The organism is Tolypothrix campylonemoides VB511288_2, from assembly GCF_045999855.1.
Lineage (GTDB): Bacteria > Cyanobacteriota > Cyanobacteriia > Cyanobacteriales > Nostocaceae > Scytonema > Scytonema bouteillei_A.
Map to the genome: position 1 here is coordinate 686,500 of NZ_JBFPMW010000002.1, position 22,742 is coordinate 709,241.

The following is a 22,742-nucleotide window of genomic DNA, read 5'->3' on the forward strand; positions in this document are numbered from 1 at the left end:
TTGGCTGACAAATACTCACCTAAGAAATCGCTAGTATACTATATGATAACATCTCTAATTTACCAAAAAACCTAAAATGCCACAGTCCACTCCCGGCTCTCAATCAAACCTTATTCAAAAAATTGCCAAGTGGAAAGCTGGACTGGCTGACTTGGGACGGCGAAACCCTCTGATTAAATTTCGGCAAGATAGCCCTCGAATTTTAGAAATTCTGACACAGGAACCAGACCTTCTCTTCAAACACCTTATAGAAGGGAAGAAATTGCTTCATTTTCAGCTCGTTGATAGCGAGTATCAAGATATTTCCCAGTCAGGAAAACCCAAAGCATTACCAACAGAAAAAAATCCTCTTGAATTAAGAACTCGTCAAACAGGTAACGAGCAACTGAAACGGCTCAAAAAATTACGTGCTGAGGCGCGAAAATCATTTGAGGAACGAGGAGTAAACAGCTTGTTTCTTGCATTTGGAACTTTGACCTGGTACGACAAGGATAAACCAGACGATGTTTTGCTCTCCCCACTGATTTTGGTTCCCGTAGAATTAATGAAGGAACCTAAACGAGATATCTATAAACTATCTATTTTAGAGGAAGATATTGCACTCAATCCTACATTAGGACAAAAGTTAAAGCAAACTTTTGGAATTGAGTTTCCAGAGGGAGAATCTGTACAAGGAATAAGCTACGGTGAACTGTTTGCTCAGATCCGCAACCTGCTAGCAGAGCAAAATAAATGGCAGATTAAAGAAAACGTGTTTCTCTCATTGTTTTCCTATGCCAAAGCTGCAATGGTTCGGGACTTGATCGAAAATGAAGCTCGAATTTTTTCCCATCCCATATTGCAGGCGATGGGTGGTGATTTGAGCATATATCAGTCTAACTATAAAGAACCATTGCCTGCATCTGCTCTTGATTCACACATTAAACCCGAACAAACATTTCAAATTCTTGATGCTGATTCGAGCCAGCAAGTCGTTATTGAAGCAGCTAAGGCAGGTTCTAGCTTTGTTGTTCAAGGTCCACCAGGAACGGGCAAAAGTCAAACTATTGTGAATATGATTGCTGAACTGGTTAGTGATGGTAAATCAGTTTTATTAGTTGCAGAAAAAGAAACAGCACTAAATGTAGTCCAAAAGCGTATTGCTGAATGTGGGCTAGATCATTTGTGCCTCAATCTCCATCATAGCAGCACAACAGATAAACGGGAATTGGTTAATAATTTATCGCAAACTATTGCCTATCTTACAGAAATTAACGAGCTAAGCGATCGCTCTTTTTTCTTTGAACAACTCGTTTCTAATCGTCAATCCATAAATTCATATCTTACGAGGTTACATACCAAAGAGCAGCCTCTAGATAAATCACCATTCGAGATATTTGGGGAACTTTTGAGAAAACAACGTGAAGCAATACCAAGCTTAAATGTTGTATTTTCCAAATACTATGAGTGGAATCAAAATAGATTCCAAAAAGCCAAAAGTCTCTTAAATGAATTAGCGAAGTTTTTACCTTTCTTTAAAGGAGAAAAAACAACCGTTTGGGCAAAAAGTTCTCTCGATACTTATTCATATGAACTTGAATTGGAAATCAAGGATAAAATAGAGGAATTTCAAGAAGCGTTATTTTCTGTCCAAAAACTTAATCCACAATTACAAGAGACTTTACAAGTTCACTCTTTACAAAATTTAGAATCTCTGGAAAGCTTCTATCCAGCCTTAATCTATATACTAAAAGCTCCATCTAATCTGCCTGAAAATTGGGTTAAAGTAGATATTGCTATTGCTCGGGATGCTTTGACGCTTCTGCAAGAAGACGTAAAAGAAATTGAAAAAAATAAGCTTTCGCAAGAAGCACAAAATTTATTGAGTCGGCTTTCTTCATTTTTACCCTTTTTAAGAGGAGAAAAAACAACTGTTTGGGCACAAAGCACCTTAACATCTTTTTCTGAACAATTGGAATTAGAAATTACTCAAAAAATTAATAAACTCCAACAAGCAATTTCTTTGATTCAGATAAGTAGTCATCAACTTCAAATAATTCTAGGAATTGAGCCTTTATTAAATTTGGAAGATGCAGAAGCTCGCTTAACTCCTCTCAAACATATATTGAAAGCTCCATCGATTTTCCCTGCAAATTGGATTAGAACAGATATTTTATCTGCTCAAAATGCCTTTAATAAACTGAAAGAAGATGTTAATTTCCTACAAGAAAATGAGTTAATTTTAAAACAAAAATATAATGCAGAATTATTCTCTTCAGAATTGCCTGCTTTAGCCAACAGATACCAGAAATATAGTCGCTTTTGGCTTATTAGAGTTTTTAATCCCAGCTACAGGCGTGATGTCAGGCTTTTGAAAAAGCTAAGTACTAAAAAGGGGCAAATTTCTCACAACGAATTAAAACGGGATTTAGCACAAGCAGTTCAAATACAAGCCGCACGAAACGAACTATATCAAAGCAATTACCCAGCCAGTCAACTTTTTGGCTCTTTATTTAACCCAGAAATTTCTAGTGAAGCAGAATTGAAACCGATTGAACAGGCTTTAAGTTGGTTAATTGCCTTACAAAATTATTCATTTCCTGCTGACTGCGTTCAGCGCGTTATCAATTCTCCCTCTGCATTTAGCGAACTATCTGAATTAGTTAAGAAAATTGAATCCATTCCTGAAAATATTAGACAGGGTATTCATTTTCTATTGTTATACTTTAATGAAACTGATATTATTGGTCAATATCTGCCTCAAAATCAAATTTTATTTACGGAACTAGCAAGTTTTTTAAGTTTAGCTCTATCTGACTTAGCCTACTTCCAAGAATGGTTGATATACAAAGAAACTTATGGAAAACTTGAAAAGCTTGGAGCTAAAAGGTTCTTAGAAGCTTTGCGAGACAATAAACCTAATCCTATTGAGGATGTGCAAAATAGGCTACGTCTAGTTGATTACCTACCCCGTCAGGTTTTTGGCTCTTTGTTTAATCCAGAAGTTTCTAGCGAAGCGGAATTGAAACCCATTGAACAAGCTTTAAATTGGTTGACTGGCTTACAAAAGTATTCGCTTTCGGCTGATTCCGTTCAACGTGTTATAAATTCTCCCTCTAGACAACGCGATCTGGCTGAGTTAGTTAAGAAACTTGAATCAAGTCATAATAGTATTAGGAAAGGACTAGCGTTTTTATTGTCATATTTTGATGAAACTGACATTACAAGTTCTTACTTACTGCGTCATCAAATTCCCTTTGCCGAACTAGAAGCTTTCTTGAACTTGGTTCATTCTGAACTACCTTATTTTCAAGAATGGTTAATCTATAAAAAAACCTATCAGCAACTTGAAGAGATGGGAACTGATAAGTTTTTAAATGCTGTACGCGATCGAAAAATAGATTCTAAACTTTGGTTTCCAATTCTAGAGAAGCTGATTTACCAAACCTGTCTTGATGCAATTCTTGCTAGAAATCCTGAATTGAAAAATTTTAATGTTGAAGTACACGAACGGCTAATTAAGGAATTTGCCAAACTCGACTATAACCAATTAAATGTTGCTAGAGAACGTCTAAAAAAACTTCACGTGCAACGTTGGAAAAATTGGGAAAAAACTTCATTGGCTCAAGCTGAGTTGCCAAAGCTGAAAAAAGAAGCGACTAAGAAAAGACAACATTTGCCTATCCGTAAACTCCTCAACGACACACAAAAGGGGATACCAAATCTAGTCAAAGTGTTGAAGCCTTGCTGGATGATGAGTCCGCTTTCAGTTAGCCAATACATCAATGCAGATGTAGTTCATTTTGATGTTCTCATTTTTGATGAAGCATCTCAACTGCGTACAGAGGATGTAGTTCCTGCGATTATCCGTTCCAATCAAGTGATTGTCATTGGCGATAATAAACAACTTCCTCCCACATCATTCTTCTCAAGCGGAGACAGCGAAGAAGATATTAATGATGAGGATGATGCAAGCTATGAAAGTGTTTTGGATGAATGTTCAAGTTTTATGTTTAGGCGAACGCTGAAATGGCATTATCGCAGTCAAGATGAACGGTTGATAGCTTTTTCTAATAAACATTTTTATGACTCTCAATTAGTTACATTTCCCAACCCAGTACAGAGTTCCGATTTGGGCGTTTGGTTTAAGTATGTTCCTAATGGAGTCTACGATCGCGGTGGACGCAGAGATAATCGACGTGAGGCTGAAGTAGTTGCTCAGTTGGCATTAGAGCATTTTCAACAGTTTCCCGAGCAATCTCTTGGTATTATTGCGTTTAGCGAAGCCCAATCTGATGCAATTCAGGAGCAAATTGAGATTTTAGGAAAAAACAATCCCGATTTTGAGACTTTTTGCAGCGATAATTCACCTCAGTTTTTTCTGAAAGCACTGGAAAACGTTCAAGGTGATGAGCGAGATGTCATTATACTTAGCGTAGGCTATGCTCGTGACGAGCAAGGTAAGCTTTCTCTTAACTTTGGTCCCCTGAATCGCCAAGGAGGAGAACGACGCCTAAATGTAGCTGTCACACGGGCAAAAAGCAAAATTACACTGGTGTCTTCCATACAAGCTGGTGACATTGATTTAACACGCACTCAAAGCAAAGGCATAAAATTACTACGTGATTACTTGGAATACGTAGCAAGTGGGGGAGAAAGACTGCAAGGTAACTCCTACACAGATACGCTTTGTTTTGACTCCCCATTTGAAGAAGATGTCTATCATACCTTAGTCCACCAGGGATACACTATACGCACCCAAGTTGGATGCTCGGACTATCGGATTGACTTGGCCGTAGTCAACAATAACCGCCCAGGTGAGTTTTTATTGGGGATTGAATGCGATGGCGCATCTTACCATAGTTCACCCACTGCAAGAGATCGCGATCGGCTAAGACAACAGGTGCTTGAAAGGTTAGGTTGGAAAATTCACCGGATTTGGTCAACAGATTGGTTTCGTAACAAACCTGTTCAAGTTCGTCTTTTGATAGAAAGGATCGAACAACTACAACAAATGAATAGCTAATTTTACATCTCCAGTATTACTGGGAGAAGATACTAAACCAAGTACTCCTGTGGCTAAGAAAACAATCATTCTTTTGAGTAAAGTTTATAACCAGATGGTCGTTCATTATCTATGATTTCTTTAAAAGTTTCAAAAAATCTTTCCCTTTCTTTGACTTTTTCTTCTGATACTTCTTCTTCAATCCAGCTTTTCAATAAGTTCATGGCATCTTGATTTTTTAAGAGTTATTCTTCTGGAGTTTCACCCTTATGTTTTAAAAAGGGTTTGAAAGAATTTTGTAGAGTTTGAAATTCTTCTATTTTATAAGTTTCTGCTAGTCTATTTAACATCCAAAGTATAGAAGTTACAGAACGACATAAGTTTTTAGCGCTGTTGTTTCTTTAAAGACGGTTTATAAATATATTTTGCCATAAATATAAATTAACTGACATTATCAAAACTTAACTCTTCTCATCAAGCTCTTTCTTCCCGGCAAAACTGCCTGACAGCCCTTACAACAGATAAATCCGTCCCAGTTCTTCTTAACTGCAGCCACTGATTCAACTGTTCTGCACTAATTAAAGGAAATGCCCGACTAGTAGGTGAATCAATGTACTTCCCTTCTCGCAGTTGTTTGATTTTGATGGTTTCTTGTTGATAAAGCCACACTTCAGGAACTAACATTGCTTGATAAATGCTTAGCTTACTATCTGACTTGTTGGCAATATCAACCTCTAAAGCAAGATCTGGTGGGAAGTCGTCAGGAATAGCTTCATTAAGCCCTTGTCCTGCTCGAGCATTTTGAATGTAAAAACAACTATCGGGTTCAATACCCCTTGCTAAGTTTTGTCGATTCATGGTCATAGATCCCAGATCGTTAAAATCAAAACCGAATTCTTCTGCTAATGTAAGAGCGATAAGCCGGGTACGGCTTGCGCTTCGCGAACGCAGCAAGAACTCGGTTAGCTGCTTCATGCAATTGACCGGGCATTCTAATTTCTAATACTCCATTATCATAAGCAATACGTGTCGGGCGATTATCTCCAAGTTCCTTTAAGAGTGTGATGTAATTTTCCCAAGTCACTCTATCAATCTTGATAGCGCTACCAGGTGCTAACTCTATCTGGCTGATGGGTATAGCAATTGTTGCTGTCATTTTACACAAATTTAAACCTCTATAGCAATTTTATTCGATCTTTGAACTATATGTATGGTGGAAAATTCTATCACCGTAAAGACTTGTACAGATTATCTCATGGGAATAAACTCAGCTTTCTCGGTTAAGTTTTGCCCTTCTCTTGTTAACAATAAACTCGCGTAAGCTTCTCCGGCTTGTTCATCGACTTGACCGTTTTGTTTAATAATGACAAAAAGGCGTCGCGTCAATGGATATTCCCCATTTTGCAAAACCTCAAGGTTGAGCTTATTGTGTTGTCTCTGACACTTCTCTCCTGGTTGAGAACTTATTATTTCCGGAGAAATTAAAGCACTTCCTCTATGACGGCTGACGGGTAAAGTTTTCACAGTACACTGCTTGATAATTTCAGAAGCTGAAGCATAATAAATAGCTCCTTCTTCTGGAAAATTACCCACTTTGTTCAGTGCTTGAGTGGTTGTGGGAATAAAGACAATATTTGAACCAAACACTTGGTTTTCTAAAATATTTTCTTTAAAAAATTCACTTGTTCCGCTGTTTAATGGGCGAGATAATGGTGTTATTTTTAAATCGGGACCACCTATCTGACTCCAGTTAGTTATCTTACCCGTATAAATTCCTTTGAGTTGTTCTACAGTTAAACCTTCAATCTTTAAACTGGGGTGAACTGCGATCGCGATCGCATCAATTGCCACAGGAACTTGTTTGAGTTTCACACCCCTCGCAGCCGCCAGTTCATATTCTTTATCTAGAATCGGTCTGGAAGACTGAGCAAAAGAAATTTGACCATCTAATAACATCTTGATACCAGTTCCCGAACCGGGTGGTAAAGTAGGATGTTGAGTGTAAGTCAAGTTAAATTCGGGTAATTCCTGTTTAATTTTCTTATCTACCAAACCACGAATGGGTGCCCAAGTTGTACTTCCACCATACAGCCAAGTTCCAACTGGAACCGAGAGCGATTTGATGGTGGTTTGTTCGAGCTGTTGTGCTGATTCGGATCGCTGGTTGAGAACAATAGTCGCGGGAATTGCGACGAGCGCACAACCAAGACACAATCCCATCACCCCAGCCCATAAAGCGGCTTTTTGACTTTTAAAAATTGGGACATATGGGCGCTCGAATTTAGCAGTGGTTAGCTTTGAAGTTGGGGGTTTAGGAGAATTTCCGCTCAACCCGACCCAAGTCAAAGGTTCGACATTAGACGCAATGCAAATTGTGGGTAACCAAATAGCACCGGGATAACGGGACTTAAAATGTTCCAAACGTTTGCGGGCTTTCAAGACCGAAGCAAATAAAGATTTATTGCGAGTAAACTCGTAGAAAAAGTGTTTCAAAAATTCCACAGCCACGGGATCGGGGACGGGTTCCCGCATCACAACGCTTTGTGGCAAATGTAACTCAGCAAGTTGGTTGGCTAAGCCCAAACCATCGCAGGAGTTGAAAATTGCTAATTGCAATCCTTTGGCGATCGCTTCTTTTAATGCTTCCTTAAATTCCTCAATACTTAAACTTTCTCGGTCATTAACTTCTATCCAACCAATTTGCCCATCCTTTCGACTCCCACTGTGTCCGGTGAAAATGAAGATGTGATAGCCCTGTTCGTCCCAAAGGGCTTCACACAAATTTTTGAGATTCGGTTGCATCAAACAGACAACTTCAGCTCCAAGTTCCTCCAATCGGCGAACAACTTCTATGTCGTCCTTAGTATTAATCCCGTCACTTCTCCCCACAGCCACTAAAATTCTAACTTTTGAACTGTTGGGACATGCAACGCTCTTGTGGTCTGTTGTTTTAGGCGCACTTAAGGCAATTTCCGCTTGAGGATAGTGTTGCTCAAATAAACTCCACTCTTGCCAAGGGAGACGCCGCAAGTTAATATCTTTTGCATCCAAAATGACACGAATTTCTTCACCTGAGGAATGCAATTGTTGGGCGATCGCAATCAAGCCATCCCGAATCGGCTGCCATTTACTATCTCCCGAGTTCAACCACTCATTCAGGTTAGTCTTCAGCGCTTGGGTGTGTTCCAAGTTGGAATGAACTATCACGCTCTTTGGTGTTAAACGCAAACCCGGTGCGGGAGCAATGCAAGACCTTACATCTTCAATTTGACGATAAGCAGATTGCCATTGAGTAAAAGAAGTTTCTAATTCTGGTGGAAGTGGTAAAAGAAAGCCCTCCGTTTCATATTCACGATTTGTTGCTGTCAGAATAACTAGAAATCCCTCTTCTGATGTTCGCCTGATTTTAATCTTGACAATGCCCATACAGGTAACCTGTTATTTGATGCTCAGACAATAAACTTTTCAGTCAAACTTGTCCCTTCTAACACCACTTTGACACTAAACATTTCGTTTTGTTGGCAACTAAACTCCAATTCCATCCAACTGTCAGTTTTTTTAGATTGTGCTTCCATACAAGCACTTCCTACTTCATCAAACAAAACAAGCTGTAAATTTTCCGGCAAATAATTTCCATTCTTCCCTGGGTAAAGACGCAAGCGAATATCAACTGAGTCAGTCTCTTGAGGTGTCACTTGTACGACAAGGCGTAATGGGCGATCGACCAAATAAATTTCTTTTACCCGACTTACAAAATTGGTTGCAGGAGTCATGTGCCTAAAATTACCCGCAAGCGCCAATTCAGCAGGCTGCCAGTCTTGGTTAAAAATTCCCTCAAACCACTGACGCAAGTTAACGAAAAACTGTTCTGATTTCATTCTAGAACTGACAACTTCGTTGCTATGAACGGGGAAAATAGTCTCGATGAGAGCCTCTAAAGGCTGTAGCTGAGACAGTTGTACAGTTTCAAGAGATTCATCAGCAGTTGTGGCACGAGCAAATCCCAGTAATTGTACGGAATCCAGGCGATCGCTAAATTGAACTGCCACATAACCAATTCTATTTTCAGTGACCTCCATTGGTAACTCAAAAGCAATCTCACCAGGTAGCACCGGACGACATTCCAATGTTCCTACATTGGGGACAACTAAATCCGCAACATTAAAAATTGCCCGCAAACCCGGTTCCCAACTGTCACCACTGGTAAGGTCGGTTTCCACCATCAACCATTTTAAATAACTGTGAACGGCACACACAGCTAAAGTATTGAGATAGACTTGTTTGCCTTTTTGGGGTGTCGCTTGTTCTGAGGCAAACATCTCAGCCCAACGATGAGCATCTTTACCCAGAGGAACACCAATCGGTTCTAATTCTACGCTAGTCATGGTTTATACCCGCAATTTCGTCCAAGCTCTGCTAATAAAGGAAGGCATTTTTGCTTCCAGTGTGAATAAAGGGTTTGGTTGTTTATATCAAACTCTCTGGCAATGTCAGAAATTTTTTCAGGAGGTTCCTGCAATAGCAAACGCTTTGCCAATAACTGACAGTGACATTCTGGGTGCTTTCGCGGATGACTTGCACAGAGCGTCCCTTGGGTATCTTGTATAATTTGTGCCTTTATTTTTTGACCGAGATCCTGGCGTTCCCCTTCTTGCAGTTGAAGAATTTTAATATCTAATAAGTCTAAAGAAAGGCTTGTAAATTGTGGATCGGGCAAGAAATCGAGCAGAGCTATTTGGTCTCCATCATCATTCCGTATTGGTTTATCTAAACTGGTAACATATTGATTGTCCTTAGCGTACAAATCTACAATTCTCCACTTCAGGTAGCCATTAATCCAACTGACCAAGCTTTGTTGTACGGAACTCCGGCGTGGTTGAAAATCACAGATGCTGCGACCAACCCATTGCCAAGTATCATTTAAAGCCTGAGGATAATCTTGGTGAACAGACTTATAGATACCGGGTAGTTGCTGTAGTTGTACGAGCAGCCGATTGAGAGCTTTTTGCCGTTCCGCACTTAAATCTGCATGACGGCAAACCTCATGAATTAGATTTTGCAGTTGTTCATCCACAGCAATTTTTCCCCGCAACTGCCGTGCTTGTTCTGCGTATAATAACTCCCAGATACAAGCACTCGAACAGCTTGAGTTTAACTGATTTTCAGAAGATATAGTGGTCATCATCTCCATCAAACATATTAAATCAAATTTTGTAAAATGTTTAACTAAGTAATCATTTCTCTCCTCCACCAACTCGTTCCCAGGCTCCGCCTGGGAATGCAGCTCTAGAGGCTCCGCCTCGGATTAAAAAAGTATCTTTGTACTACAGGTGGCTTTGACAAGAATAACGCTCCTTTGTAAGGGTTCTATAGTTCTATCTACCCTCACCAGACTTTTTATGAAATGATGGCTAATGACCTTTGGCTTGCTGCAACTGCAATCTACTACAATCTAACCGTGGTTCAACCGAGGATGATTTTCAACGTATCCAACAAGTAAAACCGCTTACTCTAGAATCTTGGATTTCATTGGATAATCTAATTACTCCATCACTCTAAGACCAACTCTATGTGAAGTTGCACATTATTGCCCTCACCCTAGAAGGGTGGAGCTATACAAATAAAGAGGGCGCTTCGCAGGCTAATTGTATGCATCTTTATCGAAAATTGGTATAATTTCTTTCGCAAGTTGTTGCTAGCTCTTGCTACGGTATATTTAATGGCAATTCCGAATTGAACGATTAGTCGAAAAAGCGATCGCTCAAATGATGAAAATACTGGTGCTTCCCGAAATCATGTAAACGCTATGCTCTGAATAAGTGAAACAATTGCGATGTTAATATCATGAAAACCTTCACTGCTATCGTCGAGAAAGATTCTGATACCAAACTTTATGTGGGCTATGTTCCTGGATTTCCAGGCGCTCATTCCCAAGGAGAAACCTTAGACGAGTTACTTGAAAATTTGCGTGAAGTGATTGAGATGCTTCTGGAGGACGAAGAGGTCATATTCGAGACAGAGTTTGTTGGTACGCAACAGATTGTCATCTATTCAGCATAAGCAACATAGCCGTTCTGAAACCATAGGAAGTCGTTAAGATATTGGAAAGCCTTGGCTTTGTGGAGGTGCGTCAGAAAGGCTCATATAAGCAGTTTCGTTATGAAGACGGTAGAGGAACAACTGTTCCGTTTCACAAAGGGCGTGATATTTCTCCTAGGTTGCTACGCCAAATTGCAAGTGATATTAATTTGACAATAGAAGAAATGTTAGAGTTGCGGTAATTTAGTGCTCGCAGTTCGTCTACAAATGTTACAATACTTTTCATATTTTTGTTTCTTGTTTTTGGGAATATTATTACTTCTTATTTTTTATATAGCTTACTTGTATTTAAAAACTGTAAGTAAGTTAAATAAAGCTTTGCATGAATCTCAATTGCCAGAAGAATTAGTAAATTTTCCGATTTATATATCTACGATTGAAGAATATTTATTTGTTAAAAGTCTTGTTGATGCGGGAGTATCCCAAATTTACCAATTGCCCTCAGAATGGAATTCTGGACGGCAGGCGCTTCAACGGGGGGAACCCCCGCAACGCGCTGCCTCGGCTATACAAACAAAGTCCACCTACGTGGACTTTGTACACAGTCCGCGCAGGCGGTGAGTCTAGTCCTGCAGGCGGGTTTCCCGCCGTAGGGAACTGGCGAACCCGGAGGGACTTCGTTTGTGTAGACGTGATTTCAATCGCAAGCGTGTTTTTTCCAAATAGGGATGCTCCCTATTTGTTTCAGTGGGCGCATATGTGTTGATTAACCGGGAGGTATATAGATGAGGATAACTGTTGAGCAGTTGTTGCAGCAATATGCTATCGGGGAGAGAGATTTTAGTGGGGTTGATTTGAGTGAGGCTGATTTGAGTGGGGCTGTCTGGGATAAGTACGAAAACCCGATGGGTGCCACCGATTTGAATGGAATTAATCTCAGTCAAAGTAAACTGCGCCGAAGCCGTTTGGTTGGCATCAATTTTAGTGGTGCTAACTTGAGCGGTGCCGATCTGATTGATGCCAAACTGAGTTGTGCCGACTTGAGCGGTGCTGACTTGAGTCGTGCAAACCTGATTAATACTGACTTGATTCGTGCCAAGCTTATTCGCACCAATTTGAGGGGTTCCGATTTGGGGGGTGCCGATCTGACTGAAGCTAGCTTCTGTGATGCTATCCTGGAAGATGCCAATTTGAGGTATTGCAAGATGAGAGATGCCAAATTCAGTAGGGCCAACTTGAGAAATTCTGGTTTGGATTCTGCTCTATTGTTGCGTACTGATTTCGGTGATGCCAACCTCAGCGGTGCTGACCTGTATTCTACCTACGTGAAAGACGCTAATTGGAGAGGTGTTAACTTGAGCAATGCTATGTTGGACTGCGCTGTCTTTGAACAAGTTGATTTGACTAATGCGGATTTGACTGGTGCTTGGGATGCTGATGTTGATAGTTGCATTCTTTTCAATACCATTATGCCAGACGGGGGAATGGTTAGCAATAACCTCTAGGTTTAATGAGGAAGAAAAGCTGCTAGGATTAAACACCTCAAAACTTTCTAAATCTAAGATTTGTCAAAAGAGATGTCCTTGAGGTTATTTCAGGACTCAGTGTCCGTTCAATAGCATCTTGGATATCCTTAGAAATATTTGTGAAGAAATCCGATCGGTGAAGCTACCGTTCAGGGAGATTGCAGTTCCTTTGTTGACTGCAAAATCGTCAAGTGCGATCGCTCGGGGTGCGACATTGTTGACACTCAGTGAAAGCGTTTGAACGACAGATGTGCCCATTGAATCAGTCACTGTGAGCGTTGCGGTGTAAGTGCCATTGTCAACGAAGGTATGGCTAACAGTTTGTCCTGTAACAGTGGTTATCTTTGTATGTGTCGATTAATGCGGAGGTGTATAGATGACTATAACTGCTGAGGAGTTGTTGCAACGATATGCTGCAGGGGAAAGAGATTTTAGGAGAATTAATTTGGGAGCTTTCTTTGTCAGACCACCTTGGTTGATTGGTGTCAACCTGAGCAACGTCGATTTGGGCGGAGTTTACATCGAGAGCGGTGGTTTGATGAATACTAACTTGAGGAGTGCTAATTTGGAAAGATCTCACTTTACCAATACTCTTTTTATTAACACCAACTTGAGCAATACCAATCTCCGAAGTGCTAATTTGGATCGTGCTAATTTGACTGGTGCCAACTTGAGCGATGCCAACTTGAGCGGTGCTAACTTGAGCGGTGCAAACTTGACTGATGCCAACTTGGCTAATATTCAAGTCAACGAAAGGACTATTTTTTGTAATACCATTATGCCTGATGGCAGTATTGAAAATAGTGACACCAGAATTATTACCACAAGAGAATTGCTCAGGCGTTATGCAGATGGGGAGCGAAACTTTAGAAGTATCGTTTTGCATCGTGGTGACTTGAGCGGCGTTGACCTCCAGTCCATTGACTTGAGCGGCGCGAGCTTGAGCTACGTCAACTTTAGCAATGTCAAATTCCGTGCTTCTAATTTTTTGATGACCAAATTCATCTATTGTGATTTTCGGGATGCCAACATGGATATTTGCAACTTTGAAAGCATTATGCTGATTTATTGCGACTTCCGTGGAATGAATGGGGTTGGGATCGATTCTACCTGTGCTAATTATGTTTGTTCCAATTTCCAAGGCGCTAATTTTGGCGCTTCTGGTGAAGAACCTAGTTTCAAGTGCCATGTTACCTGGTGTGATGGCGTCTTCATTGACGAACCCACTGGGAAACTGCACCCCAGCAGCGAAAACATTTTCTTTGAAGAATAAATTCTCATTTTCTGTCTGAGCAATGAGAGGGCTTGAAAGCGAAGGATAAGGATTTTTGCCCTTAAGAATACTCCGAATCTCTTCAGGTATATTAGACAGAAAGTTAAATTGTTTGCTCTCGGATAAATTAATATTTCTAGAAAAACAGTATTTGTTACCAGTAAATTGTACGGAGACTAAGATAAGCGATCGCATCATGACTGGCAAAGGTAGACTGTGTGTCGGGAAAATTTGCGATTGACTTTAAGTAATTTGAAGTGCCCTAAATCTAAAAATTCTATAAATTTTAAAAACAAAGTGACTTTAAGAAACTGGGTTTTGCCTTTGATAGAGTCACCTAGAATTTCTCATGTAGATAGCTAGCGAATTACTAAACTTCTCAGACAAATACCTGTACTGTAATAGGAACCCAGTTTAATTTTTGAAATCCCCTCTTTCCTCCCTCAGCGCCCTCAACGCCTCTGCGGTTCGTTAAAATTTCCATAATTCAAATAAGATTGCCATAACACGCACATCACACCTAACAATCAAACAGACCAATGCACAAACTGTTGACATTCCGAAATGAAAAACTTTTGCGCCATGCTCTCACTCACCGTTCTTATGTCCATGAAAACCCAGATGCAGGAGAACACAACGAACGTCTGGAATTTCTAGGAGATGCTTTGCTAACTTTTTTAAGTGCTGAATATCTCCATCGCCGCCATCCAGATAAGGAAGAAGACGAACTCACTCGGCGACGTTCCGCACTTGTTGATGAAAAGCAACTGGCAAAGTTTGCTATGGAAGTTGGCTTAGACTTAAGGATGCGGTTGGGCAAAGGAGCGATTCGAGAAGGTGGGTACCACAATCCCAATTTGCTTAGCAGCACCTTTGAAGCAGTCATAGCCGCCTACTACTTAGACAACGATTCAGATACAGAAGCGGTTCGTCAAATTATAGAACCACTTTTTGATTCCGTACCACAAAAAGTTGTTGAATCTCGCTCTAGCATAGATTCAAAGAATAAGTTTCAAGAATGGGTACAGCGTAATGTGACTCAAACACCTCCCAAATATGTTACAGTCCAAGCTGGTGGTTCTTCCCACGCTCCTGAATTCACAGCCAAAGTACTTGTAAATAATCGCGTATACGGCGAAGGTAAGGGACGCAGCAAAAAAGATGCTGAAAAGGCGGCGGCTGAGGATGCACTGGCTCGTGTCAAAAAATGAATTGTGCTACTCTCACAAAAACTTTCCGAGCGATAAACTCAAAGATCATATGTGATAGGTGTCGCGTCCTTGTGCTTTGGCTTTATAGAGTGCTCGATCGGCAGTAACGATCAGCTTTTCCTGCAAAGACTCTGGTGTAGGAATCAAGCTAGCAATTCCCATACTAAGTGTTACGTGAGTACTTGCTCTAGAGCCTGCGTGAGGAATGGCTAACTTGGCAACTTGCTGTCGGATCTGTTGTGCTATGCAAATAGCGCCCTCTATATCAGTTTCGGGAAGCAGTACAGCAAATTCTTCTCCACCATAGCGAGCAACTAAATCTGCGGGACGTTTGCACGCACGCACGATCGCATGAGCGACTTCTTTAAGACAATTATCCCCTGCTACATGACCGTAGCAATCGTTATAGAATTTGAAATAATCGATATCGCACATAATTAATGCCAAAAAAGCCTGTCTGCGTTGAAGCCTTTGCCATTCCCGTTCCAGTACTTCATCAAAACAGCGCCGATTGTTGACTTGTGTTAACCCATCCAGAGTCGCCAAGCGCTGTAGTTCGTGGTTGGTGCGTATCAATGCTTCCTCTGTTTGCTTTCGCTGTATAAATTCAGCTAGCTCAATCGCAACAGCATTAACTAATTGTACTAACTTTGGATCGTAAGGCAATGGCGATCGCTTGAAAAAAACCAAAACAGCAAGCACTTGCTCCTGCAACACAATTGGCACACCAAAAGCCGCTTTCAATCCAGCACGATTAGCTGCTTCCGTCCTCAAAAAAACAGGCGCTTGCTTTTGTGAAACATCTTCAATCCACTCCGATTGCTGAGTGACCCAAACCCGACCCAGCAATCCAACACCATCAGTAAAGGTTATGCCCAATCGCGCCTGATGAAATTGCATAAGTGATAAATCGTGCATTGGATCGTGACAAGTTTGACTCAGTTGTAAAGTAATCGTACCGTCATCTAAAATCCAACCTTCGCCGTAATCCCAATCGATGGCTTGACGTACCATACATAAAAGGATTTTTAAAGCATCCTTAAAATCAGATGCTTGATGAACAGCATGAATTGTGGTTAACAACAGCTGAGTTGCTGCTTCAGCTTGCTTTCGCTCTTGAATCTCCTTTTGCAGCAGCCGATTGTGTTCCTTAAGTTGTTGGCGTTGCTTTTGAATATTAAGTTGATAGCGAATTCGGATCAAAACTTCTTCCGCTAGGAACGGTTTGGTGATGTAGTCTTCACCTCCAACCTCAAAAGCTCTAATTTTATCGACTGCTTCATCTAAAGCACTCAGGAAGATAATGGGAATTTCACGAGTTTGAGGAGATGCTTTTAATTGGGTACAAACAGCATACCCATCTATCCCTGGCATTTTAATATCCAACAAAATGAGATCGGGTGGCTCTAAGAAAATTGTTTTTAACGCGGCTTCACCACCGAGCGCTTTCCGAACTTTGTATCCTTGTTGACTGAGAATAGTAAAAAGTAGAGTAAGGTTAGCGATATTATCATCAACAATCAATAAATCAGCATGATTTTTGAGGGTTTGTGTATCCTCCAGAACTGCCAGGGTTACATCTTGATACTTATTCTCAGACTCCTGGTTTTGAATCAACATTGCAGTCAGAGCAAAGGTGTTAATCTAAAGAAATAGTTAAGGTAACCATCTTAACACCATTCTTACAAAACACCTTGGTATTTATGGCAAAAAAACTTACTTAATTGTAACCGTGACAGTTGCTGACATTCCGGGAGTTAAGCGCGATTCAAAACCGCGAATGCTCTGCGGCTCAAACACTATCTTGACAGGTATTCTTTGCTCGTCCAAATTTTTTGTAGATGATGATACCTGACTCTCTTGTGGCAAAGGAGTAAATTTACCAAAAGATGTAGGAGACATACTCTCCACCGTACCACGAAATTTGTGGCTGGGGAAAGCTGTCATCTTGATATCTACTTTTTGACCGGGCTGTATTTTTTCTAACTGTGTTTCTTTAAAGTTAGCCACAATCCAAGGATTTGGTTCTACAACTGTAATCAGGGTTTGTCCTGGTTGCACCTGCTGTCCTATTTGAACGTTTTTATTACCTACTTTTCCGGGTAGCAGCGCAGCAATCTTAGTGTAGGATAACTGGAGTTGTGCTTTTTTTAACTCAGTTTCTTTCTGCGCGATCGCAGCGAGAGCGGTTTTGTACTTTTGCTCGTCAATTTCTTTTTGCTGGTTAGCGGGTGTCAACTGCGAGACTTTCTGTATGCGCTCGGGTTGTTGGACTTGTTTGTTCTTGCTGGTTGATTTAGCACCCTGTGTTCCTGTCTTTGCAGATTTTGTGGCAATTGGTTCTGGAATATTAATTGTGTTAATAACCGCAGCTTTCATACTCTCTCGTACCTGTGCTGCTTGTTGTTTGGCTAACTCTAGAGACGCTTTTGCTTGGGACACAGAGACTTCATAATCGCGGGAATCGAGTTTCACCAACACCGCTCCAGGAGATACCATTTGGTTATCATTTATAGCAATTTCTGTGACTATTCCCGATACACGTGATGTAACGGGTTGAATATTTGCAGTGATAAAAGCATTGTCAGTGACTTGATATTTTTGAGCAAATTCCCAAGAACGATAACCGTACACCCCAGAAGCGATCGCTCCCGTACCTAACAACACGCCAATTGTCACTTTAGGGACTATATGGCTTGCAGAGGGCGAGACAGATTTTTTGTGATGAGTTGTTGTCTGAGTGGAATGAGTAGCGATCGCCTCTTGCTGCGACACTAAAGTTGTTTGTTCGTTTAGTCCTGTGACTTGCTGGGTTTGTTGTGAAGAATTTAGGCTTTCCATTAGCAACCTTCGTCTGGGCAACGATAACAGTTTTTTTAACCAGATTTATAAGTCGTAACAATTGTCAGCATCTCAGTAGCCTGATTTTGAGCAATTGTTGTCCGCTTTCAGGACGCGCTCAGTACTTCACTTGTTCCAAAAATATCCCATTCTCTTTTGTTCTGAGTTTTCAGTTAGCAATTCACAGACAACACGCAATATTATTTTTCTCCAAGATGTTTTCCTAAATTTATGTCAAATGGAAATATACCCACGCGAGGTACTATCTAAATGAATAGGGTTAATGGTAACGTCCAAACAGACCTTAGTGTAGGTTGAGTTTCGAGCTTTGCTCAACCCAACCTACACAGACAATTTATCAGTACCACAACAAGTCATGAAGATTAAATTACCAATAAAGCATATATTTGTCCTCGGGCTTACTCTTGGCTTGATAATAGTTACCAAACTTGCAGTCATACAACCGAGCATGGCACAGGGTCTATCAGTAGCACAAACTTACATTGAAGGTAAAAACATCACTGGTACTTTATTTTTCATAGAGCGAAAAGATGGATCTGTACAAATTAAAGGTGAGATCCAAGGAGATCTGACACCCGGTTTGCACGGGCTTCACATTCATTCCGCAGGCGTCTGCGATCCCGATGTCCAACCTGCTTTCACCACCAGTGGCGGACACTTTGACCCCGGTCCTTTTGGTTCGGAAGTTCCTGTCGAAGCCAACCATCCCTTCCATTCAGGTGATTTACCAAACTTATATGTCGATGAAAACGGTTACGCAAAGTACAATGTAGTAACCAGCCGCGTCACTCTACGTGAAAGCCCTGTCACTGTATTTGACGACAATGGCAGCGCAATTATCATTCACCAATTGCAGGATTTACAACAAGCAGAAGGGCTAGCAGCACAAGCAGGTGGAGGACGGATAGCCTGTGGAGTTATAACGCATTCCTATTCCTCTTAAGAATTGGGCAATTCTCTATAAAAGTTTAGTGGTGAATGGTTAGAAGTTAGTAGCTACTAATAACCACTCACCATATTTTGAACTACTTTTGTATCAATTTTTTACATCAACCCGTTTAAGTCCGGTTAATTAAAAGATGGCAATTAATCATGGATTCTGAGGCATTCGTACCAAAGTAAAATACCTTTATTTCTATATTTAAAGTTACTACATATACCTCTTCTAGTTATTGCCACACTAGCTTTTTCGCCATACCTGCAAAATGCCAGAAATTTAGGTTTGATAAAGTTCTTAGAGGTTGTTTGAAAAGTGGTTAGCTGTGATTTTAGGAACTTAGCGATCCCTATCTCCCCTTAATAAAGAGGGATAAATACTCTTAAAGTCCCCCAATTTCTCATGACATTTAGGGGGCTCTTAAATGTTTTGCTATTGATGAAAAGACTTTTCAAACATTCTCTTATATAACTCGTAGAATTTTATACTTTACAACTCTAAAATATATAATAAATTACAATAGTTATAGCATTCTAACACGAGCGCTTTATATTTTACTCAGGTAACTATTTTGATGTTAGTAGAAGAAATGTCTAAACCTACCATTGGAGAACTAGAAAGAGAAATTACAAATCGACTCCGTTCCTTTTATAATAAGGAATTGGGACATCGTCCAGGTAAAATTATCTGTCAATTTTTTGATACAGAACTAGTAATTTCTATAGAAAACTCTGTAACCCGCTCGGAACAAGTTTTAAAGACAGCAGGCTGCGATTCTTTAGCCGAACAAGTGCGAATAAATTTAAACAAAATTATCAGTCCTCAGATCAAAAAAATAATTGAAGAAGTTGTTCAAAAATCTGTTCTAGATTTAATAAGTAATACAAGTTTGGCGACGGAACGTACTGGAATTTTAGTTGTTTTAGAGGACTTACCAGAAGTACGGAATCGAGAGAGCATTCCTAAAGCTAATTAGAGGATTTCAGGTTACTAAAATAGCAATTTATAGCTATTTGTAACTCGTGAAGATAGAAAGGTTTACGAATATAGCGATCGGCACCAGCAAGAAGCAGATTATTTCCATCTTGTTCTTTTATTGAAGCTGTCATCCCAATGATAGGAATTGCCATTGTCTTTTGAGTATGCTTCAAGTAATGAATCACTTGTAGTCCACTTAAATCAGGGAGCGCAGGATCTAGTAAAATTAAGTCCGGTTGATGTGTTTGTGCCAAAATTAAAGCCTTGACTCCTTGTTTTGCACAAATACATGGCAACTTAAGTATCTTAAAATAAGAGTTGACTAATTCTAAATAGTGTAGATTTTGCTCTACAACCAAAACTAATGGCTGTCTATCCATAAATAATAGTTGCCTTTGAAAAGATTACATATCAAGACTTTATTCACTAAAACATCTTTTAGAGAATCTGTTTTTTGAAAGATGTACGAGGCTCCTTTCAAGCGGCTGTGCGCGGCTCAACATAGATAGAACTCGCCTTTAATTCACTAGGTACTGTATCTGCGCTAATTTTCAGGGAAGAATACAGCAGGCTAGCGGCAGCATCAAGCAAATATGATTATCTTAAACAGACAATTAGTCAAGAGGTATTGAAAAATTTAAGTGAACTTGAGAGTCAGGAGTGTTAATATTTATGGTTATCAGCTTATCTATTCTTTTCTCTCCAATAAGGTACGCCCAATGCAGCAGGAGGAGTAGACTTGTTCTTTTTTCCCATTAGGGCAAAGAGTGCGATCGCATAAGGTAGCATAATTAAAAACTGATAGGGGAGCTTTCCACCCAATGCTTGAATTCGCAATTGTAAAGCTTCAGTTGCGCCAAATAACAAACAAGCTAAAGCCGTTCCTATAGGATTCCACCGACCAAAGATAAGTGCTGCAATGGCAATAAAACCTTTGCCTGCACTCATTCCTTCAGCAAAGTATTTGACTTGCACTAAACTTAAGTAAGCACCACCCAACCCAGTCAGACAACCACTCGTTATGACAGCCAAGTAACGTACCCGTTCTACTGAAACGCCAGATGTATCAGCCGCACTGGGATATTCGCCAACAGCTCGTAAAGTTAGACCGTAGCTAGTGTGAAACAATACATATGTACTGAGAAAAACTAAGAGAAATAGTAAGTAGACGAGAACATCTTGTCGGAAAAGTAAAGCTCCTATAACTGGAATATCTGCAAGAAGAGGAACCCTAATTGGGTTAATTCCTGGGATACCTTGAGCATTCCCACCACCAAATACCAACCGAGACAGAAATGATGTTAAACCAGAAGCAACAAGATTGATTGCTAGTCCAGAAACTAACTGATTCACACGTAAAGACACAGATAAAAAAGCATGAAGTAATCCCGTCAATCCTCCAACACAGATGGAAGCAAGGACACCAAGCCAGACATTACCAGTGTAAAAAGTTGCAGCAGCACTTGTAAAAGCACCAATTAATAACATTCCTTCCAAAGCAATATTCAATACCCCCGACCTTTCTGAGAACAGACCCCCCAGTGCTGCAAATGCGAGAGGTACTGAAAGGCGCAGACTAGACACTAAATAATCGGAAAAGAAGTTAATCATTTTGTTAATGGCTAATGGCTAATGGCTAATAGCTAATAGCTAATTGCACCATTAGTAAAGCATGGCGGAAATAGCTATACCATTAGGATTGAGAGAAAAGATTCAGTAATAAGCGTTTGCGCCTTCTGCCCGCTCTACATACTTCTGCCTTCACGTACTAGCCATCAGCCATTAGCCCTTCGGGTATCTCCTTACGGAGACGCTTCGCGTTGCGAAGCTATGCCCGCAGGGCTATACGCCAGTTCCCAGGGCGCGGGAAACCCGCCTGCTTTCCCTGGACTCACCATTAGCCATTAGCTATTAGCCCTAATTTTTCCTTCTATTGCCAGACTAACAGCAATAAACAGCACCGTCAAACCTTGAATGACATAAACTACTGTTACCGGAACCCCAGCGCTGCGTTGCATGACGTTTGCACCACTCCTTAAAGCACCAAAAAACAGAGAAGCGAATACAACACCTGTTACACTACCGCGACTGAGGAATGCTATGGCGATCGCATCAAATCCATAACCGGGAGAAACAACTTCATATAGGCGATATTTTGCTCCCATCACCTCAATAGCCCCAGCTAATCCTGCTAAACCACCTGCTAGCGCCATAACAAGCACGATGGTGCGTTTTACAGAAATACCACCGTAACGCGAAGCTACAGGATTAAATCCCACGGCAGCAATTTGATAACCTAGAGGTGACAGCACCAACAATACCCAGACAATCCCTGCAACCAGTAACGCCAGTAAAATTCCTGCATGAGCAAGACTGTCTGGTAAAATTATGGGTAAATAAGCAGACTGAGCAATTTCTGAGGAATAAGGGCTGGGTGCATCAGGTGCTTTTAGAGGATTTTGTACGAGATAGCTAATAAAGTTAAAAGCAATGTAGTTTAACAGCAGAGTTGAGATTACCTCATTAACTCCTTGCATGGCTTTCAGGTAACCCGGTATGAAACCCCAAATTGCTGCAAACAAGAACCCAGAAGTCAATGCTAAAGGAATATGAATCCATGAAGGCAATCCGGTAACGTACAACCCTACCAAAGCACTTCCTAAAGCACCGAGATAAATTTGCCCTTCTCCACCAATGTTAAACTGGCCAGCACGTAGAGCGACTAAAACCCCCAAACTTGTTAACAATAATGGTGCCATTTTGGTTAGCGTATTGCCAAAACCAAAGTATGTTGTCAAAGACTCCTGAAACAAAGCCGTGTAAGCAGCAATAGGATTTGCTCCAGCAATTAAAATAAGAATTGCACCAACGAGCAGTGCTGCTGCGATCGCTAAGATAGGGGATAAGATAAGTCGTTTGTCATTGGTCATAT

Annotated in this window: 20 protein-coding genes; 8 read left to right on the plus strand and 12 right to left on the minus strand. The window is 40.6% G+C overall.

Annotated elements, in window-relative coordinates:
• Positions 1-76: 76 nt before the first annotated feature.
• A complete protein-coding gene (locus AB0756_RS07385; RefSeq protein WP_038088886.1) occupies positions 77-5,005 on the plus strand; it encodes a DUF4011 domain-containing protein in 4,929 nt (1,642 codons plus the stop codon).
• A 65-nt stretch (positions 5,006-5,070) separates the two neighbouring features.
• On the opposite strand, the gene AB0756_RS07390 is transcribed toward AB0756_RS07385, so the two are convergent.
• From AB0756_RS07390 to AB0756_RS07415, 6 genes are all read right to left on the minus strand, one after another.
• Positions 5,071-5,208 (minus strand): hypothetical protein, encoded by a 138-nt coding sequence (locus AB0756_RS07390; RefSeq protein WP_202048590.1) that lies wholly within the window; start codon positions 5,206-5,208, stop codon positions 5,071-5,073.
• A gap of 250 nt (positions 5,209-5,458) precedes the next feature.
• Entirely contained in the window at positions 5,459-5,842 is a 384-nt protein-coding gene (locus AB0756_RS07395) for a Uma2 family endonuclease (RefSeq protein WP_202048589.1), read from the minus strand.
• Positions 5,843-5,867: 25 nt separating this feature from the next.
• Positions 5,868-6,140 carry a hypothetical protein gene (locus AB0756_RS07400; RefSeq protein WP_063779545.1) on the minus strand — a complete coding sequence of 91 codons (273 nt, stop codon included), beginning with the start codon at positions 6,138-6,140 and terminating at the stop codon, positions 5,868-5,870.
• Between the two features lie 92 nt (positions 6,141-6,232).
• Positions 6,233-8,410, minus strand: coding sequence for a substrate-binding domain-containing protein (locus tag AB0756_RS07405; RefSeq protein ID WP_038088889.1), 2,178 nt, complete (start codon positions 8,408-8,410; stop codon positions 6,233-6,235).
• A 23-nt stretch (positions 8,411-8,433) separates the two neighbouring features.
• Positions 8,434-9,369: a DUF1822 family protein gene (locus AB0756_RS07410; RefSeq protein WP_038088891.1), complete on the minus strand. Its 936-nt coding sequence runs from the start codon at positions 9,367-9,369 to the stop codon at positions 8,434-8,436.
• Positions 9,366-10,169, minus strand: coding sequence for a hypothetical protein (locus AB0756_RS07415; protein WP_237265838.1), 804 nt, complete (start codon positions 10,167-10,169; stop codon positions 9,366-9,368). Before AB0756_RS07415 ends, AB0756_RS07410 begins: the two co-directional genes overlap by 4 nt.
• Positions 10,170-10,828: 659 nt before the next feature.
• Here AB0756_RS07415 and AB0756_RS07420 point away from each other — a divergent pair.
• The 3 genes from AB0756_RS07420 (at position 10,829) to AB0756_RS07430 (ending at position 12,528) form a co-directional block, all read left to right on the plus strand.
• Positions 10,829-11,044, plus strand: coding sequence for a type II toxin-antitoxin system HicB family antitoxin (locus AB0756_RS07420; RefSeq protein ID WP_017749609.1), 216 nt, complete (start codon positions 10,829-10,831; stop codon positions 11,042-11,044).
• Between the two features lie 38 nt (positions 11,045-11,082).
• Positions 11,083-11,265, plus strand: a complete 183-nt coding sequence (locus AB0756_RS07425) for a type II toxin-antitoxin system HicA family toxin (RefSeq protein WP_050046385.1) — start codon at positions 11,083-11,085, stop codon at positions 11,263-11,265.
• 543 nt (positions 11,266-11,808) lie between these two features.
• Positions 11,809-12,528 (plus strand): pentapeptide repeat-containing protein, encoded by a 720-nt coding sequence (locus tag AB0756_RS07430; protein WP_050046387.1) that lies wholly within the window; start codon positions 11,809-11,811, stop codon positions 12,526-12,528.
• 96 nt (positions 12,529-12,624) lie between these two features.
• Here AB0756_RS07430 and AB0756_RS07435 read toward each other — a convergent pair whose 3' ends face one another.
• The gene (locus AB0756_RS07435; RefSeq protein WP_137986471.1) at positions 12,625-12,891 is read right to left on the minus strand and encodes a PKD domain-containing protein; all 267 of its coding nucleotides are present in this window, start codon (positions 12,889-12,891) and stop codon (positions 12,625-12,627) included.
• A 34-nt stretch (positions 12,892-12,925) separates the two neighbouring features.
• Here AB0756_RS07435 and AB0756_RS07440 point away from each other — a divergent pair, with 34 nt between their 5' ends.
• Positions 12,926-13,822, plus strand: a complete 897-nt coding sequence (locus AB0756_RS07440; RefSeq protein WP_167844628.1) for a pentapeptide repeat-containing protein — start codon at positions 12,926-12,928, stop codon at positions 13,820-13,822.
• Between the two features lie 539 nt (positions 13,823-14,361).
• On the plus strand, positions 14,362-15,033 hold the full coding sequence (gene rnc, locus AB0756_RS07445) for a ribonuclease III (protein WP_038088898.1): 672 nt from the start codon (positions 14,362-14,364) through the stop codon (positions 15,031-15,033).
• A gap of 45 nt (positions 15,034-15,078) precedes the next feature.
• Here the strand turns inward: rnc and AB0756_RS07450 are convergent, their stop codons facing one another.
• Both AB0756_RS07450 and AB0756_RS07455 read right to left on the minus strand, forming a co-directional pair.
• Positions 15,079-16,653: a diguanylate cyclase gene (locus tag AB0756_RS07450; RefSeq protein ID WP_038088902.1), complete on the minus strand. Its 1,575-nt coding sequence runs from the start codon at positions 16,651-16,653 to the stop codon at positions 15,079-15,081.
• A gap of 96 nt (positions 16,654-16,749) precedes the next feature.
• The gene (locus AB0756_RS07455) at positions 16,750-17,874 is read right to left on the minus strand and encodes an HlyD family secretion protein (protein ID WP_038088905.1); all 1,125 of its coding nucleotides are present in this window, start codon (positions 17,872-17,874) and stop codon (positions 16,750-16,752) included.
• Positions 17,875-18,250: 376 nt separating this feature from the next.
• Between AB0756_RS07455 and AB0756_RS07460 the strand changes: the two genes are divergently transcribed.
• Both AB0756_RS07460 and AB0756_RS07465 read left to right on the plus strand, forming a co-directional pair.
• The gene (locus AB0756_RS07460; protein WP_038088908.1) at positions 18,251-18,838 is read left to right on the plus strand and encodes a superoxide dismutase family protein; all 588 of its coding nucleotides are present in this window, start codon (positions 18,251-18,253) and stop codon (positions 18,836-18,838) included.
• Between the two features lie 583 nt (positions 18,839-19,421).
• A complete protein-coding gene (locus AB0756_RS07465) occupies positions 19,422-19,808 on the plus strand; it encodes a DUF2294 domain-containing protein (protein ID WP_038089066.1) in 387 nt (128 codons plus the stop codon).
• On the opposite strand, the gene AB0756_RS07470 is transcribed toward AB0756_RS07465, so the two are convergent.
• The 3 genes from AB0756_RS07470 to AB0756_RS07480 form a co-directional block, all read right to left on the minus strand.
• On the minus strand, positions 19,801-20,190 hold the full coding sequence (locus tag AB0756_RS07470; protein ID WP_038088909.1) for a response regulator: 390 nt from the start codon (positions 20,188-20,190) through the stop codon (positions 19,801-19,803). The genes AB0756_RS07465 and AB0756_RS07470 overlap by 8 nt on opposite strands.
• A 304-nt stretch (positions 20,191-20,494) precedes the next feature.
• On the minus strand, positions 20,495-21,421 hold the full coding sequence (locus tag AB0756_RS07475) for an ABC transporter permease (protein WP_038088913.1): 927 nt from the start codon (positions 21,419-21,421) through the stop codon (positions 20,495-20,497).
• A gap of 293 nt (positions 21,422-21,714) precedes the next feature.
• Complete coding sequence (locus AB0756_RS07480) at positions 21,715-22,740, minus strand: ABC transporter permease (protein WP_038088916.1); 1,026 nt, start codon at positions 22,738-22,740, stop codon at positions 21,715-21,717.
• Positions 22,741-22,742 lie beyond the last annotated feature (2 nt).